At 65.5% G+C, this 18,326-nt stretch carries 11 protein-coding genes; 3 read left to right on the forward strand and 8 right to left on the reverse strand.

Annotated features, from left to right (window positions below; translation table 11 throughout):
* Positions 1-2: 2 nt before the first annotated feature.
* Entirely contained in the window at positions 3-1,244 is a 1,242-nt protein-coding gene (mshC, locus tag RFA01S_RS12350; protein WP_032365793.1) for a cysteine--1-D-myo-inosityl 2-amino-2-deoxy-alpha-D-glucopyranoside ligase, read from the forward strand.
* Here mshC and RFA01S_RS12355 read toward each other — a convergent pair.
* From RFA01S_RS12355 to RFA01S_RS12390, 8 genes are all read right to left on the reverse strand, one after another.
* Positions 1,241-2,479, reverse strand: a complete 1,239-nt coding sequence (locus RFA01S_RS12355; RefSeq protein WP_230593496.1) for a DUF2399 domain-containing protein — start codon at positions 2,477-2,479, stop codon at positions 1,241-1,243. The genes mshC and RFA01S_RS12355 overlap by 4 nt on opposite strands.
* Positions 2,469-6,653: a TIGR02680 family protein gene (locus RFA01S_RS12360; RefSeq protein ID WP_032408265.1), complete on the reverse strand. Its 4,185-nt coding sequence runs from the start codon at positions 6,651-6,653 to the stop codon at positions 2,469-2,471. The genes RFA01S_RS12355 and RFA01S_RS12360 overlap by 11 nt, the downstream gene beginning before the upstream one ends.
* 4 nt (positions 6,654-6,657) lie before the next feature.
* A complete protein-coding gene (locus RFA01S_RS12365; RefSeq protein WP_032408264.1) occupies positions 6,658-8,073 on the reverse strand; it encodes a DUF2398 family protein in 1,416 nt (471 codons plus the stop codon).
* Positions 8,070-9,545, reverse strand: coding sequence for a TIGR02677 family protein (locus RFA01S_RS12370; RefSeq protein WP_306906022.1), 1,476 nt, complete (start codon positions 9,543-9,545; stop codon positions 8,070-8,072). The genes RFA01S_RS12365 and RFA01S_RS12370 overlap by 4 nt, the downstream gene beginning before the upstream one ends.
* A 222-nt stretch (positions 9,546-9,767) precedes the next feature.
* A complete protein-coding gene (locus RFA01S_RS12375; RefSeq protein WP_032365798.1) occupies positions 9,768-10,067 on the reverse strand; it encodes a Rieske (2Fe-2S) protein in 300 nt (99 codons plus the stop codon).
* Positions 10,064-12,553, reverse strand: coding sequence for a nitrite reductase large subunit NirB (gene nirB / locus RFA01S_RS12380; protein ID WP_032408262.1), 2,490 nt, complete (start codon positions 12,551-12,553; stop codon positions 10,064-10,066). Before nirB ends, RFA01S_RS12375 begins: the two co-directional genes overlap by 4 nt.
* Positions 12,553-12,900, reverse strand: coding sequence for a hypothetical protein (locus tag RFA01S_RS12385; RefSeq protein ID WP_032365800.1), 348 nt, complete (start codon positions 12,898-12,900; stop codon positions 12,553-12,555). Before RFA01S_RS12385 ends, nirB begins: the two co-directional genes overlap by 1 nt.
* Positions 12,901-13,001: 101 nt before the next feature.
* On the reverse strand, positions 13,002-13,982 hold the full coding sequence (locus RFA01S_RS12390; RefSeq protein ID WP_238325198.1) for a PAC2 family protein: 981 nt from the start codon (positions 13,980-13,982) through the stop codon (positions 13,002-13,004).
* Between the two features lie 104 nt (positions 13,983-14,086).
* On the opposite strand from RFA01S_RS12390, the gene metH reads away from it, so the two are divergent.
* Together metH and RFA01S_RS12400 are read left to right on the forward strand one after the other, a co-directional pair.
* Positions 14,087-17,656: a methionine synthase gene (gene metH, locus RFA01S_RS12395; protein ID WP_032408260.1), complete on the forward strand. Its 3,570-nt coding sequence runs from the start codon at positions 14,087-14,089 to the stop codon at positions 17,654-17,656.
* Complete coding sequence (locus RFA01S_RS12400) at positions 17,649-18,317, forward strand: HAD family hydrolase (RefSeq protein ID WP_032408259.1); 669 nt, start codon at positions 17,649-17,651, stop codon at positions 18,315-18,317. The genes metH and RFA01S_RS12400 overlap by 8 nt, the downstream gene beginning before the upstream one ends.
* The last annotated feature ends 9 nt before the right edge of the window (positions 18,318-18,326 follow it).

Consider the following 18,326-nt stretch of genomic DNA (forward strand, 5'->3'; position numbering starts at 1 on the left):
GCATGCATTCTTGGTCCAGCCCGGAGATCCCGACAATCCCAGGACAGGGTCCAGCGCTTCGGTTGTTCGATACCGCAGATCGCCAGGTCCGTCCGGTCACCCCCGGTTCGACCGCTCGCATGTACGTCTGCGGAATCACCCCGTACGACGCCACCCACCTGGGACATGCGGCAACGTATCTGACGTTCGATCTGATCAACCGCTTGTGGCGTGATGCGGGTATCGACGTGCACTACGTGCAGAACGTCACCGATGTCGACGATCCGCTGTTCGAGCGCGCGAATCGTGACGGTGAGGATTGGCGCGATCTCGGTGCGCGCGAGATCGAGCTGTTTCGCGCCGACATGGAGGCTCTGCGGGTCGTGCCTCCGCACGACTACATCGGTGCCGTCGAGTCGGTGGAGGAGGTCGTCGAACTGGTGGAGAAGCTGGTGGCGTCCGGCGCTGCCTACGTCGTCGACGACGCGGAGTACCCCGACGTGTACTTCCGTGCCGACGCAACCGAGCAGTTCGGCTACGAATCCGGCTACGACCGTCCCACCATGGACACGTTCTTCGCCGAACGCGGCGGAGATCCCGATCGTGCGGGCAAGCGCGATTCACTCGATGCGCTGCTGTGGCGCTCGGTACGTCCCGGCGAACCGTCGTGGCCGTCGCCGTGGGGCCCCGGCCGACCGGGCTGGCACATCGAATGCGCTGCCATTGCATTGAACCGCATCGGAACCGGTTTCGACATCCAGGGCGGCGGAAGCGATCTCATCTTCCCGCACCACGAGTTCTCGGCAGCACACGCCGAGGCGGCAACCGGTGACCCTCGGTTCGCCCGGCACTACGTGCACACGGGAATGATCGGTCTCGACGGCGAGAAGATGTCGAAGAGCCGCGGCAACCTGGTGTTCGTCTCGAAGCTCCGCGCAGAGAACGTCGATCCGGCCGCGGTGCGGCTGGGCCTGCTCGCGGGCCACTACCGGCAGGATCGGCCGTGGTCCGACGAGGTCCTCGAGCGAGCCCACACCCGCCTCGCGCTGTGGCGTCGAGCAGCGGCGCTCGAGTCCGCAGCGTCGGCCGACGACGTCGTCAACCGCCTGCGTCAGCATCTGGCCGATGACCTCGACACGCCCAAGGCTCTCGACGCCCTCGACGCGTGGGCGAGTTTCGCAGTCGAGCGCGGTGGATCGGATGCGACCGCACCCGGCACTTTCGCCGATGCGGTCGATGCGCTGCTCGGAGTTCCGCTGCGTTAGTCCGCGGGCCCCAGGCGTAGATCCGCCAGCAGATCCGGGATCAGGCGTTCTTCCATGACCGCTCGTCCCGAATCCCGCAGTGCAGCAGCCAGTTCCGGGTCCCACGGAGTGTCCGTGGGATGCCCCTTCAGTGGTTCCGAGTTGCGCGCGTCCAGTGCGCGGCGGTACGAGTCGACGTCCATTCGCCACGGCACCGCGTCGTACCGGGTGAGTGCGCGGGTCACCATGTGCATTCCGGCCCAGTCGAAGTCGGCACGCCATTCGATCGTGGTGCCGGGGGCGCGCGCAGCCAGCAGCCGATGCACGGCGGCCGAGGGCTGACCGTCGGTGCAGATCAAGCTGGCACAGTTCGAGCCGAGAGAGCGGGCTGCGGCCGCGAGCACAGCGACGTTCTCGCACACGAACACGGTCGACGAGCTGTTGGTGAGAGGGCCGCGCGCGAGCATGTCCACGGTGACGGGAAAGGGCACGCCCTCGTCGGCTGCTTCGTTGAGCCAGCGAGCCACCGTGTGGGTCTCTACGACGCGGTAGCCGAGAACCAGTACCCGGCTCGACACGGCGTCGACCGACACCCCGGCCGTTTCCCACAGCGCTCTGATCCCCACTGGATCGACGGGTCGAGGCACGTTCTCGCGCAACGACAATGCATCGAGGACGAGTTTCGCGGCACCGCCGCCCGTGAGGGCCTTGGTATCACCGGTGGCCAGTTCCGCCAGCTCGGTGAGCGACATCCCGTCCACCGGGAGCAGCGCCAGGACTTGCGTTGCGACCCCGAGCGCGTCGACGGCGACGCGGCCACCGAGGGTGCCGTCCTGATTGAGCAACGACGCGATCCAGTGCTCGATCCACTCGCGATCGGTACCACCGCCGAGCGCCTCACGCGCCCGATCGAGCGCATCGGCGCGCACCTGAGCCTTGTCGGCCGCAATGCGCTTCTTGTCCTGCAGTGGTGCCTGACCGGCAAGGGTGTCGATCAGACCGATACCGCCGTTGAGCGGATGGCTCAACCACGCGTCGAACCGCTCGAGATCGAGCCGGGTGCTCCGTGCCCGAGAGTGCAGGCTGGAGTTGGACTTCGAGATGGCACTGCACAGACGCCACAGTTCCGGCGCATCACTCAGGTCGACGGTGATGTTGCCGCCGACACGAAGCCAGTTGGACTCCAACTTCTTTCGCGCAGCGTCCAACAGCGCCGCCAATTCGACGCTGCCTCGCCACTCACTGTTACCGGCCAAACTCCAGCCCACCTTCGGTTCGGGTCGGCACCCGGCGGGTCAACGGTGATCCGAGGGCGGCTGCGAGGTCGGTGCCGTCGTGTTCGGCGAACAATTCACCGTTCTCCCACACCAGAAGTGCTGCGCTGACGGTGTTCTCGGCGGTCGAGTGCGCCAAATCGTAGTGTGCGCAACCGGGGACGTCCGCGTAGGTGATCCACAGGTCGTAACCGGTCATGAACAGATCCAGGTCGAATTGCACACTCAGTCCGAGCAATTCGCTACGACCGTTGTCGTCGACACCGGCGAACGCCTCGTCCAGCGCCAGCAGCCGCGGTGAATGCGGATCGGCGGACGAGAGCATCACGTGCGCCGCGGCGAACAGCGGCAAATGCAGCGACACCGATTGCTCACCGCCCGAGAGTGCACTGTGACGAGCGACGGTCAGACGATCCTCGTTGCCTTCGCCGCTGATGAGCGTGAACGCGAACACCCGCCAGCGGCGATAGTCCAGTGTCGCGGACAGGATCTCGGGATACGACCGTTCCGGATGTGCCGCACGAGCGATCCTGATCTCCGATGCGAAGTGTGCGCGCATCGCGGCCAGATCGTCCTGGCTCAGCGCCGAGGCATCGCGGTCGAGCAGCTTGGACACTGCCCGCGCCCCGTCGTCGAGGTTGTCCGCGAGCACCCAGTGCACGCCGATCGTGTTGCCCGAGGACATACGGCGTTGCTTCATCTCGGCGGACATCTGGGCGATCAGCTCGCGTGCGTCGACGGTGCGCTCGTGAATCTGCTGCGCCAACCCGGTCAGCAGCGCGTCTTCGAGAATTCGGCGTTCCTGCTCGGTCAAGAGCAGTTCCTGGTCGGCCCTGGCGGCACCGATGCGGTCGGCGAAGTCTCCGACCGAGGAATAGCCCTGCTCGTCCTGCACGCGTACCACCGTCAACCCGTCCGGTGCGTCCCACTGCAGGCGGTAGTCCTGACCGGAAGCGGCCAGTTGCGAGTCGAACTCCTGCAGTGCGCTCGTCAGCGCCGTTCGTGTCGACTTCCGGCTCGAGTCGCTCACTTTCACCGACGCCGTCGCCGTGTCGAGAGCCGAATACAGCGCGAGCACCACCGGTGGAAGTACCGGGACGTCGTCGTCGGGGCCGGCGGCCTGCTGAACCCGATACAGGATCTGTTCGACCGTCAGCCACGCCGAGTCGCTGGCCGGCCACGTGTACGTCTCGTGCACGCCGAGGATATGCAGCAGATCCTTGCGGGCGTACGGTGCCAGTCGGACGGCATCACCCAGGGTCTCGGTCACGGCAGCGCGCAGGCTCTCGAGCGCCGTGTTGCATGCACCCTCGGCCTTGCCGATCGCCTCGCCGGCTTCCTTGTCCGCCTTTCGGGCTGCTCGCTGCTCGGCTCGGCACTTCTCGATGCGATCGCGCGCGTTGTCGAGATCGGTGTTGATCTGTTCGGCCGTGGCACCGAGTTTCTCGCTCAGCAATTCCAGACGCTGCAGCTGTTGCCGATAGCTCTCGTCGGCTATCGCGGCTTCCTCGGCGAGTTCCTCGGCCAGTCCGGTGGCCTCCTCGAGGCGGTTGGTGGCCTCGCGCGCCCGCTCGGTCTCGCGTGCGTGGTCGCTGCGTTTACGGATGACCGCTGCGCCCTGATGCTCGAAATGGCGAATCGCTGCGGCGAGGGCATCGACATCGCGGCCCAGGTATGGGGTGCGATGGGCCACGGCGACGGAGCGCAGTTGTTTCTCTTTCGCGGACAGGTCGGCGATCGCCTGGTCGAATTCTCTGTCTGCCGCTGCAGACGCATCTTTCGAGGTGCGCAGCGCGCCTGCGGCTGCCGTGACGGCACGTTGCGCCTTCACGATGGCCGAGACTCGGGGGAGCTGCTTGGCGGCCGCGTTCAACGCCTGCACCAGCTCGCGTGCCGCCAGCTCGGCGGCGGTCGCGGTCGCGAGTTCGGCTGTCGCGGAATCGATCGCAGCACCGAGCTCGGCGATGCGCTGCTCTCGCCGACGCGCCCGCGCCGTGGCACCGATGTACTCGGCATCCGGTTTTGCGTGGCGACCCTGCTGCACTCCCTGCCAGTACCGACCGTCGACGCCTATCGAGACAGAACTGTCCGAGAGGTCGTTTCGATCCTGCTGCAATGCAATCGAATTCAGTACATCGAGGATTCGCGATTCCTGGACGGCAGTACCGGGCTCGGGTTCCAGCACGGACGCGAGCGTCGAACCGGTCGGCCTCGCGGCCACCGGTAGCGGCGACAGATATTGCTCCGACGTCGCGTCGACGGGGGAGTCTGCGGTCGGATGAATCCACCCGTCGAGCAGGTTCGCGGCCTGCAGTGCGGATTCGATCCCCGCCGCGTCGGCAGAGGAGACCGCATCGGCAAACCGAACCAGTTGCCACAGTGGTGCGCCCGAGAGATCGGCACGGCTGTCGGTGCGCGCTGCGAACGGTGGTGGGGCATCGTCGTGTTCGGCTCGCACCAGGGACAGTTCGCCCCGCAGCGCCTTCACCTCGGCCTCGCGCGCGGCCACGTCGACGCGTGCCTGTGCCTGCCGGGCGCGAATCGCGTCGATACCGTCCGAGGTCTGCTCGGCGAGCACGGATTCCAGGCTCGGGGCGTCGTCGTCGCCGATGCCTGCCAGGGCTGCGTCGAGGGCCTCGAACACAGCGGAGGTGATGCCTGCGGAGGAGTAGAGCGAAGAGTTGCTCGACCACCAGGCCCGCAGACCCGAAGCGAACTGCGCCTTCTCCAGGTCCACCGTCGCCTCGGCCTCGGTGACGGCAGCCGCGGCTGCTTCGAGCAACTCGCGCGCCTTCGTTGCGGCCTTCTCCGCGCGAGCGCGTTCCGTCGACGCCTTCTCGACGGTAGTCAGCGCCTCACGCACTGCACGTACGTCGCCGTCCCGTTCCTCGGCGTGCCCACGAAGCGCGGTACTGATCTGATCACTGCGCGCCGTCCCGGGCAGCGGTGTCCACACGATGCCCGCGTCCTCGGCCGCAGTCTGCAGCTCGTCCTCTGCGCGAGTCACTCCGGCAACGGAGTCCCGGAGTGCCGAATCCGCCCGGGCCGCCTCGGCCGTGCGCTGCTCCAGTTCTGCTTGCGCTTTGCGTGCGCGATCGGCCTGCTGCGCCGTCGAGACCTCCAGCTTCGCAGCGGATTCGGCGAGATCGTCCAGTTGCTGCTTGCCCTCGTACGCGCTCGAGCGCTGCAGGGTTTCTCGGTCTGCGACGGCCTGATCGAGCGCACGCTCGGCCTCGTCGAACCGCGTCTCTGCGGCCGCCCGTTCCAGCAGACGCCGGTCCTTCAGGGCGGCGGCGGCGAAGTGCGCGGTGGTCGCGTGCGTCACGGCTTCGAGCCGACGCGAGACTTGCTCGACATCCGAACGGGTCTGTACGCGAAGGTATTTGGAGTAGACCGACACGAAGTTCCTGGCCGCCTGATCGGCTTGGGCCAGTCCCTCCAGCGCGCGTCCGACTTCCTCCATGTCGCTGAAGGAACGTGCTGCCTCGAGCACCAGTTGCTCGTCGAGGGGACGCAGACCGTCGGTCAGCGCCTGGGACAACCCTTTCGGATCGAGATTCTTGGCCAACTGCGGACGGCGAAGTGTCAGAATCAAATTGATCAACTGGTCGTACCGTTGCGCGCCGAGCCCGAACATCCGGGCGTCGATCGCGGCGCGGTAGTCGACCGGACGATCGGTCAGGGCATCGCTGCCGAGTTGTTCGGCCAATTGTTTCTTCGTCAGCGGCCGGTCGTCGGAGCCCAACAACGAGAAGTCTACTCCCACTCGGCCGTCGGCCACGAAGTACCAGCGGGTCACCTTGTCGTTGTGGCGGCTCGCCCGCATACCGATTCCGACGGTCACCGATTCGGGGTCCTCGCGCGAGCCGCGGCCGAATTCCATCCACACGTACGAATGTGCGCTTTCCTGCCCTCGGTAGAGCAGGTTGGACTTCATCGTTCGCTCTTCACCGGCGAACGGGTTGAGTCGGCGCGGCTCGATCCGGCCGTCGAGGACGAAGGGAAACAGCACTTCGAGCGCTTTGGTCTTGCCGGATCCGTTGGGACCACGCAGCACCAACCGACCGTCGGCGAAGGAGAACTCCTGATCCCGGTAGTCCCACAGGTTGACGATTCCGGCGCGCGTGGGCCTAAAGCGATTCGAGTGTGCGGTCATCTACTCAGGCCTCTACTTCGGATGGATCGGTACTGGGGGCTTGTTCGGTGCCGAAGAGCGAGTCCTGCGGGGCTCGGTCACGCACGCTGACCATCACGTCTCGGTACCGAGCGATCACCGGTAGCACCAACACGCCGCCGGATACGCTGTGTATCAAGCGAAGTCGATGCAACAGCGCAATCGCACGGATGCGTAGACCGTACCGGTCGGTCTGCCACTGCGCCGCGAACGTGCGACCGAATCGGTCCACGAGATCGTCGACGACCGAGACCAGCCAACTGTCCTCGATCAGCGGGTACTGTGTGCGCTCCGCCGAGTTCTCGACCGTCGTCGGATCGGCGGGAAATCCGAAATCGGCCAGGTCGCCGAAGATTCCGCCGCCGGGGATCGCGTCGTCCAGCTGTTCGACGAGTAGGTCGCTCGCAGGTAGCGGATGCGTTGTGAGCGCCGGAGCGTCGGGATCCACGACCCGATCGGAAATTTCTCCCGCGATGAGCAACGCCACCTGAGCGATCGTTCCGGTGCTGGGAAAGCGGTGGTCGGACAACCGTCCCGAGGTGTCGATGAGGGCCACGCCCTCGGCGCGACGCTCGGCAACGAGACCGGTGAGCAACTCGACGTCGGCGACGGTGCGCGAGGCGGTCAGGGCGGTGCGTGCGTCTCCGTCGAGATCGTCGAGATAGACGACGGGGTGTTCGACCAACGCTCGGCGTACCGCACGCAGCGTTTCCTTCGGGTCTGCCTCACGCCCGGACTCGATGTGTCCGAGATCGGAATCCTCGGGATCGATCGGGGCATCCGAGCCGGCCAGCAGGCCACGAATCGAACGCAGGTGCTGCACGGCACGCGGCGGCCGAAACATCGCGACGACCACCGATCGGTCGATGTCGTACAGGGCCTCACCGGCCGTCGGATTGTTCGCCCAGCCCGTGGCGTCGCCGTCGGCCAGCGAGATCGCACCACGCGTGGCCAGCCATCCGATCGCGTCGACGAATGCGTCTCGGTCGCTCGCGCGGTCGGTCGTGAGTTCGACGCCGTCCACCTGACTCGACTCCGTCGCCACGTGATCGGCGAGTTCGGACAGAGTGATCTGGTTTCCGGCCCGACCGAGCGCGGCAAGCGCCAGCGCCAGATACGCGTACCTGCGGCGGTCGAACACCCGCTCGGAAGGCGTTCGCGCGGGTTGACTGTCGTCGAGACGATCGATCACGGGGAACAGACGCGCGGTCGTCTCGGTGACCTCGAAGCGGTAGCCGAACAGCTCCAGGAGATCCTCACGCAGTTCGGTTGCCCACCTGCGCAGCAGCGGTAACGCGATTCGATCGGGGTACGTCGCGGTGACCAGGTGATTGGACAATGCGACTCGGGCAGCCCGCTGGTAGGAATCCAGAGCGAGCGAGGAGATTTCACGTGCTCTCACCGGCGCGCCACCTCACTGACGTCGAGGGCGAGGCGGTCCAGATGCAATCGGCCACGGCTGGTGCGCACGATCGTCGAACGATCGCTGTCGCTCAGCGTCAGGCGCACGCCACTGTCCGATCCGGACGAGTCCGAGGTGCGTCCGCTCACGCGTACCCGGGCAGTCAACGCGGCGTTGAGCAGGCTCAGCAACACTTCGGTTTCCTGCTCGTTCAGAATGCGGTCGTGGATTCCGGCCGAGGCGAGCGACTGCGCGGCGGCACTGCGCGATCGCTGCGACTCGAGTTGCTGCTCGCGCAGTCGTCTGATGCCGCCGTCGTTGCGCTGTACCCGCCCTGGAACGCCGGGGGTCGGAGTACGTCCTGTCTCGGCCAGCGTGCGCGAGATCTCGACCGGCGGTGCCTCCCACCATGATCGGGACATGGGGATGATGTCGGCGTCGGGATGGACCATCGACAGGTGCCGGGTCCGGCCGAGGCCGAACACGGCGTGAAACAGAGCATGTGCGCTGTCCTCGGTGGGGGCAGCAGCGAACCAGCCGGCCAGGTGACGCAGTTGGCTTTCGCGACTCACACCACCCTTACGAGTTTCGGTGACGCGCCGCAGCAGTGACAGCACAGCAGCGATCGCGCTCATGGTGCCCTCGCGGAGGCGCTCGGATTCGCTGAGCTCGGATTCGGCCGCGACGAACCAGTGCGACAACCCGGCCCATCGGTCGGTCCAGTCCGCTCGCCGCTCGTCGACGGAGAGAAAGACTCGTTCGTCGCTGATCGCGGCACGGTCGACGAGTTCCTCGATGCCGGTGCTCTCGACGAGTGCGATCGCTTCCGCCAACTTGGGGGCATAGCGGGTGAGATCGGAGCTGAACTCACGCATGTGCGTGAGCAGTGCATCCTTGTGCGCCAAGAACGATTCGGGCGTGATCTCGGTGGTGCGCACCAGGTCGCCCAGCACCAGATAGAAGTGGGCGGCGCGGGTCGCCATCTCCGACAACGTCGAATCGAGTCTGCTGAGCTTGCGGTAGATGCGGTCGCCGTCGGCCTGACGGTTCGCCTCGGCCAGCTCGTGCATGTCGGCCAGCAGCTCGGGCAACACCAGCCGGGACAGCGAGGCGTCGTCCAGGCGCGCACCGAGCACGTCCTCGACCGCGCGGTAGGCCTTGTAGCCGGCCTGACCGAACTGGTAGACGAAGTGCCGGTTGCGGTATTCGGCGAGGGTCGCGGCGCGGGTGCCGTCGTAGCTGCGTTCGAGCAGACCCCAGGCGTGGAGTTGATCGAGCAGGGGTGCGATGTCCAGTGTGGTCAGCGCGTCGTGACGCCCGGGGCTACGAGCGATGAGGTCGGCGACGTCGCCCGAGTGCAGCAACACCACGTAGTTCGCGCGAGCGGTGTCGAACGCCCGCAGTACTGCCAGGTATTCGGATCTTTTCTCGGCGACGGCGAACGAGAAGAGACCGAGACGGTCTTCCTCCACGAACGCATTCGCGGCACCCAGCCGTGCGTCCTCGCCTGATTCGGTCACTGGAACAGGGTAGGGGGTAGGAGTGGAGCCTGCGGAATGACCCTGGTGGGAGGAGTGGAGCCTGCGGAATGACCCTGGTGGGAGGCGTGGAGCCTGCGGAATGACCCTGGTGGGAGGAGTGGAGCCTGCGGAATGACCCTGGGGGTAGGAGTGCCAATTGTTCGACCGTGCCGGTTACAGCTCCACGGTCACTTTTCCGTCCACCACGGCCGCGGGGTAGGTGCGCACCGGGTCGATGCCGCTCGGGCAGGTGCCGTCGTCGAGAGAGAAGGCGTATTGATGAAGTGGGCAGACGACTACGGACCCGTCGATCTGGCCGTCGGCCAGTGGTCCGCCCCGGTGCGGACAGACGGCGTCCATCGCCCGCACCGAGCCGTCACTTAGCAGGAACACCGCGACCTGTTTGCCATCCACGACGTAGGCCCGTCCCTCGCCGGGAGTCAGGTCTTCCAACGCTCCCACCGGGACGCTCATCGGACCGGCACCTGTGGCAGCGGGAGCAGTGGCAGCGAGGGTGCGAACTGCGCAGGCGATTTGGGTGCCGTGCGGTCCTGCCATGGGTCCACGTAGCCGTCGACCGATGTTTGCAGTCGCTCGTCGAGTCCGGCGACGATGCCGTCACGGTCGTCGATCAGAACGCTCTGCAGTTCCTCCAAGCCGACGCGCGGAACCCAGGCGTACGTCCGTTCGAGCCACTGCGCGTTCTCCCGATAGTGCTGGATGAATCTGCCTGCCACTGTCATCACCTCCTCGGCTCCCGTCACGGTGGCCAACAGATCTCCCTTGCGGATGTGAGCCCCGGCCGCGCCGCCGACGTAGATCTCCCACCTGTCCTCGCCGACCGAGACCACGCCGAAGTCCTTGCACAGCGCCTCCGAGCAGTTGCGCGGGCAGCCGGCGACCGCGAGTTTGAGTTTCGCGGGAGTCTCCAAGCCTTGGAACCGCTCTTCGAGCGCGATGCCGAGAGCCGTCGAGTCGCCGAGACCGAAGCGGCAGAAGTCGCTGCCCACACAGGTTTTCACCGTGCGCATGCTCTTGCCGTAGGCGAAGCCGGAGGGCATGTCCAGATCGCCCCACACCTTGGGTAGGTCTTCCTTCTTGATCCCGAGGAGGTCGATGCGCTGTCCGCCGGTGACCTTGACCAGCGGCACGTTGTACTTGTCGGCGACGTCGGCGATCTTGCGCAGTTGATCCGGGGTAGTGACGCCACCCTTCATCTGCGGTACCACCGAGAACGTGCCGTCCCGCTGAATGTTGGCGTGCACCCGGTCGTTGATGAACAGTGCGCCGCGCTCGTCCACCCAATCCGGACCCCAGACGGTGCGCAGCAGTGACGCCAGCGGCATCTTGGCGGCGGCGTCCTCGACGCCGTCGGTCGCAAGCGCCGTGAACACCTGCGAGACTGCCCGGAGGTCCCGCGATCTGATTGCTTCGATCAGTTCCGGCTTCGTCATCGGGATACACGGCACGTACCGGTCTGCGGTGGGGTCCGCTTCGACCGCGCCACCGGATGCGCACGCGATGATGTCTTTCACCAACCCCTTGCAGGACCCACATCCCTTGCCTGCTCGGGTCTTCGCGGTCACATCGCTCAGATTCTTGGCACCGGCGTGCACGCAGGCCACGATGGCGCCCTTGGTGACGCCGTTGCAGTTGCACACCTGAACGTCGTCTGCCAGTTCGGCGGCTCCTGTTGCCGCAGAGGGCGTTCCCATGTCGAAGAGCATGCTGATGCGCTCCTCGGGCAGCGGCACCCTCTCGTCGAACGCCTGGGTGAGAAAGTTGGCCTTGGAGATGTCGCCCAGCAGAGTGGCACCGACGAGCTTGTTGTTCCGCACGATGACCGATTTGTACGTGCCACTGCGTGGTTCGTAGAACTGAACGAATTCGTCGTCGTCGCGCTCGGGCGCGGTGATCCCCATCGACGCGACGTCGACGCCGGCCACCTTGAGCTTGGTCGTCAAACGCGAACCGTGATATGCGGCAGCGGGATCGGCACCGGTGAGTACATCGGCCAGGACAGCGGCCTGCTCCCAGAGGGGCGCGACGAGGCCGTACACCTCACCGCGGTGCTGACAGCATTCGCCGACGGCATAGATGGAACCTTCGTCCTCGCAGCGCAATTGGTCGTCGACGACGATTCCGCGTTCGATGACCAGGCCGCCGGCGCGGGCGAAATCGACACTGGGCCGAATTCCGGCGGTCACGACGACCATGTCGGCGTCCAGCGAGGTGCCGTCGTTGAAACCGACGCCGATGACGGTACCGTCGTCCGACCGCAACACCGAGGTGGTCCTCTTCGAGGTGTGGACACCGACGCCCAGCGACTCGATCTTGTTGCGCAACACTCGTCCACCGCGCTCGTCGAGCTGCTGGTTCATCAGGTGCCCGGGGGAGTGCACCACGTTCACGTCCAGCCCCTGCGTCCGCAGTCCGTACGCTGCTTCGAGACCGAGCAGTCCGCCGCCGATCACCACCGCCGACACGTCGTCGCCTGACTGCGCCATCTGCAACATGCCGTTGGTGTCGGCGATCGTGCGGAATCCGAACACCCCACGTGCCAGCCTGCCGTCGGACTCGCGCAGACCGTCCATGTTCGGGAAGAACGTGTTGCTACCGGTGGCAATGATCAGTACGTCGTAGTCGACGGACCGACCGCTTTCGCAGACAACCGTTTTGGAGAACCGGTCGAGCGACACCGCTCGATCGCCCACGTGCAACGTCACGCCGTTCTCGCTGTACCAACTCATGGGGTTGAGAACGAGATCCTCGTCGTCGACGGTGGCCTCACCGGACAGCACGTGGGAGAGCATGATGCGGTTGTAATTGCCGTACGGTTCGTCGCCGATCATCGTGATGTCGAACAGCGAGCTGCCGTCTCGCTCGAGGATCTGCTCGACCGTCCGGGCACCGGCCATTCCGTTGCCGATCACCAGCAATCGCTGTTTTCCCGCAGGCATCAGACCAGCACCAGACCGAAGTCGACGACGACCTCTCCGTTGGTTCCGGCGGGGGCCGCGATCACCAGCTCGAGCACGGTATCGGGATCGACGTCCTCGACGACCCGCAACGGAATGTTGACGCCGCTCTTGGCCCCCATCGGGAACATACGCATCGGGCTGCCGTCGCGCAGCAAGGTCACGACCACCAGTTCATCGCTCGAATTACCGCCCCGGAAGTACAGCGGCTGAGCCGTCACCCCCTCGGGGACGACGAAACTCAGGCTGGGATCGATCAACTCGGGCTTGTCCAGACCGTTGCCGGTGAAGGAGAAGACGCCTTGCAGAAATCGCGGTGTGCTGGCCATACCCACGAGGCTCCGGTGTCGGGGTGACGCCACCGCTGCGGTGACGTTACGTCGGCATCAGAAAGACCTCACCGGCTCCCGGCTCCTCGTGTGCGTTCGGGTCAGAGCCCGAAGTTGCCCGGGCCGCGTCGCCGGAGGTACTTCTCGAACTCGGCGGCGATGGCGTCACCGTCGATCTTGGCGATCGCATCGGACATGTCCACCTCGGCGTCACCACGCTCCTCGAGGCTGCGCACGTACTCGCTGATCTCCTCGTCCTCTTTGGTCATCTCGTTGACCGCCTCCTCCCACTCCTCGGCCTGCGTGGGCAGCTCGCCGAGCGGCACCTCGATGTCGAGTACGTCTTCGACCCGCTGCAGCAACGCCACGGTGGCCTTCGGGTTCGGTGGCTGCGACACGTAATGGGGGACGGCAGCCCAGAACGACACGGCCGGCACCCCGGCCTTGACGCATTCGTCCTGCAGAACGCCGGTGATGCCGGTGGGCCCCTCGTAGCGGGTCTGCTCGAGGTTGAACTGTTCGGCCGACTCGGTGCTGTACGCGGTCCCGGTCACCGGGACGGGGCGTGTATGCGGCGTGTCAGCCAGCAGCGCGCCGAGAATGACGACGGTCTCGACGCCCAGCTGCTCGACGAACTCGAGCAGGTCGTCGCAGAAGCTTCGCCACCGCATGTTGGGCTCGATACCACGCAACAAGACCACGTCACGGTCGCTACCGGGCGGTGAACACACCGACAATCGGGTCGACGGCCACTCGATCTCGCGGGTGACCCCGTCGACCTGGCGAACGGTCGGCCTATTGACCTGGTAGTCGTAGTAGTCCTCGGAGTCCAGCTCGGCCAGCGGGCTGGCATCCCAGATGAGCTCCAGATGTTCGACCGCGCCGCTCGCCGCGTCGCCTGCGTCGTTCCAGCCCTCGAAAGCGGCGACCAGTACCGGGGAACGCAGCTCGGGAATGTCGTCGTTCAGATCGTCCTCGTCGTAGTCGGCGTCGACGTCTGTGGCGTTCGCCACAGCATCCTGCACGGCCTCGATCAGCGCGGCGTCCAAGGGGATGTCCGCGTCGGCACCTGATTTGTCCATTTTGTCGGTACCGTCGTCGGGCGGGGACTGATCATCGAGGTTTCGGGGACTCACCACGACAGCCTACGACTCGAGGTATCCGTGGTGCCCACTACTCTGTAGTGATGCCCGATCAACACAAGCCCGGTCTGCTCGATGCGATTTCACGTCGCGTTGTCATCGGCGACGGAGCAATGGGCACGATGCTCCAGGACGCCGACCTCACTCTCGACGACTTCCTCGGCCTCGAGGGATGCAACGAGATTCTGAACCACACCAGGCCCGACGTGCTGCGCGAGATTCACCGCGAGTACTTCGCGGCCGGCGCAGACGCCGTGGAAACGAACACGTTCGGTTGCAACCTGCCCAACCTGGCCGATTACGACATCGAGGATCGAATCCGCGAGTTGGCCGAGAAAGGCACCCGGCTCGCCCGGGAGACTGCGGACGAAATGGGACCCGGCCGCGACGGGATGGATCGGTACGTCCTGGGTTCCATGGGACCCGGAACCAAGCTCCCCACACTCGGCCACGCCCCGTTCGCACGGCTGCGCGACGCGTACACCGAAGCCGCTCTGGGAATGATCGACGGCGGTGCCGACGCCATTCTGGTCGAGACGTGCCAGGACCTGCTGCAGGTCAAAGCCGCGATCATCGGTAGCCAGCACGCCATGGACAAGCTCGGTGTCCGAATCCCGATCATCACCCACGTGACGGTCGAGACGACGGGCGCAATGCTGGTCGGCAGCGAGATCGGTGCAGCCCTCACTGCGCTCGAACCGCTGGGTATCGACATGATCGGGCTCAACTGCGCCACCGGCCCCGCCGAGATGAGCGAACACTTGCGCCACCTGTCCAAGCATTCGCGACTGCCGGTGTCGGTGATGCCCAATGCCGGACTGCCCACGTTGGGCGCGAAGGGTGCCGAATACCCGCTGACCGCCCCCGAATTGGCCGACGCTCTGAGCGGTTTCGTCCGCGAGTACGGGCTGGCACTCGTCGGCGGATGCTGCGGCACCACCCCCGAACACATTCGTCAGGTTGCCGACATGGTGCACGGGGCGACGAAGCTGGAACGGAAGCCGGCACCGGAGCCAGGCGTCTCCTCGCTCTACACCGCCGTGCCGTTCGAGCAGGACGCCAGCATCCTGATGATCGGTGAGCGCACGAACTCCAACGGCTCCAAGGCATTTCGTGACGCGATGCTCGCCGAGGACTACGAGAAGTGCCTCGACATCGCCAAGGATCAGACGCGCGACGGCGCGCACATGTTGGACCTCAACGTGGACTACGTCGGCCGCGACGGTGCCGCCGACATGGCGGCACTGGCAAGCAGATTGGCGACTGCGTCGACGCTGCCGATCATGCTCGACTCCACCGAACCGGCCGTGCTCGAGGCCGGCCTCGAGCACCTCGGTGGACGCAGCGCCGTCAACTCCGTCAATTACGAGGACGGCGACGGACCCGACTCGCGGTTCCAGAAGATCATGCGTCTGGTGAAGGAACACGGTGCCGCCGTCGTCGCTCTCACCATCGACGAGGAGGGGCAGGCGCGTACTGCCGAGTGGAAGGTGCGTGTCGCAGATCGCCTGATCACCGACATCACCGAGAACTGGGGCCTGCGCCACGAGGACATCATCGTCGACACCCTCACCTTCCCGATCTCGACTGGCCAGGAAGAGGTGCGACGCGACGGCATCGAGACCATCGAGGCCATCCGCCAGCTCAAGGAGAAGTACCCCAAGGTGCACACCACCCTGGGGTTGTCGAACATCTCGTTCGGCCTCAATCCTGCTGCGAGGCAGGTGCTGAACTCGGTCTTCCTGCACGAATGCACCCAGGCCGGTCTCGACACCGCCATCGTGCATGCCTCGAAGATCTTGCCTATGAACAAGATTCCCGACGAGCAACGCGAGACCGCTCTGGATCTGGTCTACGACCGCCGCCGCGAAGGCTACGACCCGCTGCAGAAGCTGATGCAGCTCTTCGAAGGCGTGTCCGCGGCATCGGCCAGAGAGTCGCGTGCCGAGGAACTGGGTCGGCTGCCGTTGTTCGAGCGACTCGAACGGCGCATCGTGGACGGCGAGCGTAACGGTCTCGACGCGGACCTCGACTCCGCGATGGCCGAGAAGCCACCTCTCGAGATCATCAACGAGACGCTGTTGTCGGGCATGAAGACCGTCGGCGAGCTGTTCGGTTCCGGCCAGATGCAGTTGCCGTTCGTGCTCGCGTCCGCCGAGGTGATGAAAGCTGCCGTGGCCTATCTCGAGCCACACATGGAGGCCACCGACGACGACGGCAAGGGCCGCATCGTGCTCGGCACCGTCAAGGGCGACGTGCACGACATCGGCAAGAACCTCGTCGACATCATCCTGAGCAACAACGGTTACGAAGTTGTCAATCTCGGTATCAAGCAACCGATTTCGACCATTCTCGAAGCCGCGTTGGACAAACGAGCCGACGTCATCGGAATGTCCGGTCTGCTGGTGAAGTCGACGGTCGTCATGAAGGACAACCTGATCGAGCTCAACTCCCGCGGCGTGGCCGAGAAATTCCCGGTGCTCCTCGGCGGCGCTGCGTTGACGCGGTCGTACGTCGAGAACGATCTGCAGGATGTGTACGAAGGCGACGTTCACTACGCGCGGGACGCGTTCGAAGGCCTGCGTCTGATGGATACCATCATGACCACCAAACGCGGTGGCGGCCCGGCTCCCGACAGTCCCGAGGCACTCGCCGCGAAGGCGAAGGCAGCCGAACGCAAGGAACGCCACGAACGGTCCAAGCGCATCGCCGAGAAGCGCAAGGCCGCCGAGGCTCCGGTCGTGGTACCCGAGCGATCCGACGTCGCTGCGGACATCGACATTCCCGTACCACCGTTCTGGGGAACCCGCATCGTCCGAGGCGTGTCCCTGGCCGATTACTCGGGTCTGCTCGACGAACGTGCACTGTTCCTGGGTCAGTGGGGCCTACGAGGAGCCCGCAAGGGTGAGGGTGCCACCTACGAGGATCTGGTGGAATCGGAAGGCAAACCGCGCCTTCGGTATTGGCTGGACCGCCTGAGCACGGACGGCATTCTCGCGCACGCCGCCCTGGTGTACGGATATTTCCCGGCCGTTTCGGAGGGCGACGACGTCATCGTACTTACCGAGCCCGAACCCGATGCGCCCGAACGCTTTCGGTTCACGTTCCCGCGTCAGCACCGCGACCGCTTCCTCTGCATCGCCGACTTCGTCCGATCACGCACTGCGGCAAAGGAATCCGGGCAAGTCGACGTGCTGCCGATGAACCTGGTGACGATGGGGCAGCCCATCGCGGACTTCGCGAACGAATTGTTCGCAGCCGATGCCTACCGCGACTATCTCGAGGTACACGGAATCGGAGTGCAACTCACCGAGGCTCTCGCCGAGTACTGGCATCGCCGAGTACGCGAGGAACTGAAGCTGTCCGACGGCAACTCGGTCGCCGCGGACGATCCCACCGAGGCCGAGGGGTACTTCAAACTCGAATATCGCGGTGCGCGTTATTCGTTCGGCTACGGGGCATGCCCCGACCTCGAGGACCGCATCAAACTCGCCGCACTGCTCGAACCCGAACGAATCGGCGTCAAGCTCTCCGAGGAATTGCAGCTGCACCCCGAACAGTCGACCGATGCGTTCGTTCTTCACCACCCGGAGGCCAAGTACTTCAATGTCTAGAACCCGCCTGCACGGTGTCCTGTGGGACATGGACGGCACACTGCTCGACTCGGAGAAGATCTGGGACGTCGCCATCGGTGAGTACTCCCGCACGTTGGGAACCGAACTCGGTGCGGAGGTCCGCGAGAGCACCCTCGGCAACTCGATGCACGACGCGTTGCGCAAAGTGCTCGCCAACGCCTCGGTTGCTGTCACCGACGACAACCTGGCCGAAGGCCGTGAATGGCTGACCACGCGCGTCGGCGACATGTTCGCCGACGGTATTCCGTGGCGGCCCGGTGCCAAGGATGCTCTTGCCCTCGTACGCGACATGGGTCTGGCGACCGGGTTGGTCACCAACACCGAACGTGGACTGGTCGAGCGTGCACTGGAGACTCTCGGCCGCGAGTACTTCGACATCACCGTCAGCGGCGACGAGGTCGAGTTCGGGAAGCCGCACCCGGCGCCGTACCTGCGGGGTGCCGCGCTGCTCGGCGTGGACGTCGGTGCCTGCCTTGCAGTGGAGGATTCTCCGACAGGCTCACTGTCGGCACATACAGCCGGCTGCCCGGTGCTGGTCGTCCCGTCGGAGGTGGCGGTTCCGGCAGCGCCGGGTTACACCATCCGCGACGGTCTGGTCGGACTCACCGCCGACGACGTCCAGCGGGCCTGGGCAGCCTGACTCCTCGAA

The sequence above is a fragment of the Rhodococcoides fascians NBRC 12155 = LMG 3623 genome, from assembly GCF_001894785.1.
Lineage (GTDB): Bacteria > Actinomycetota > Actinomycetes > Mycobacteriales > Mycobacteriaceae > Rhodococcoides > Rhodococcoides fascians.

Bases quoted from the DNA above. Each gene is read 5' to 3' on its own strand.
- metH (WP_032408260.1), top strand. From the start codon at position 14,087: ATGCCCGATCAACACAAGCCCGGTCTGCTCGATGCGATTTCACGTCGC.
- RFA01S_RS12400 (WP_032408259.1), top strand. From the start codon at position 17,649: ATGTCTAGAACCCGCCTGCACGGTGTCCTGTGGGACATGGACGGCACA.
- RFA01S_RS12375 (WP_032365798.1), bottom strand. From the start codon at position 10,067: ATGAGCGTCCCGGTGGGAGCGTTGGAAGACCTGACTCCCGGCGAGGGA.
- RFA01S_RS12390 (WP_238325198.1), bottom strand. From the start codon at position 13,982: ATGGACAAATCAGGTGCCGACGCGGACATCCCCTTGGACGCCGCGCTG.
- RFA01S_RS12385 (WP_032365800.1), bottom strand. From the start codon at position 12,900: ATGGCCAGCACACCGCGATTTCTGCAAGGCGTCTTCTCCTTCACCGGC.
- RFA01S_RS12360 (WP_032408265.1), bottom strand. From the start codon at position 6,653: ATGACCGCACACTCGAATCGCTTTAGGCCCACGCGCGCCGGAATCGTC.
- mshC (WP_032365793.1), top strand. From the start codon at position 3: ATGCATTCTTGGTCCAGCCCGGAGATCCCGACAATCCCAGGACAGGGT.
- nirB (WP_032408262.1), bottom strand. From the start codon at position 12,553: ATGCCTGCGGGAAAACAGCGATTGCTGGTGATCGGCAACGGAATGGCC.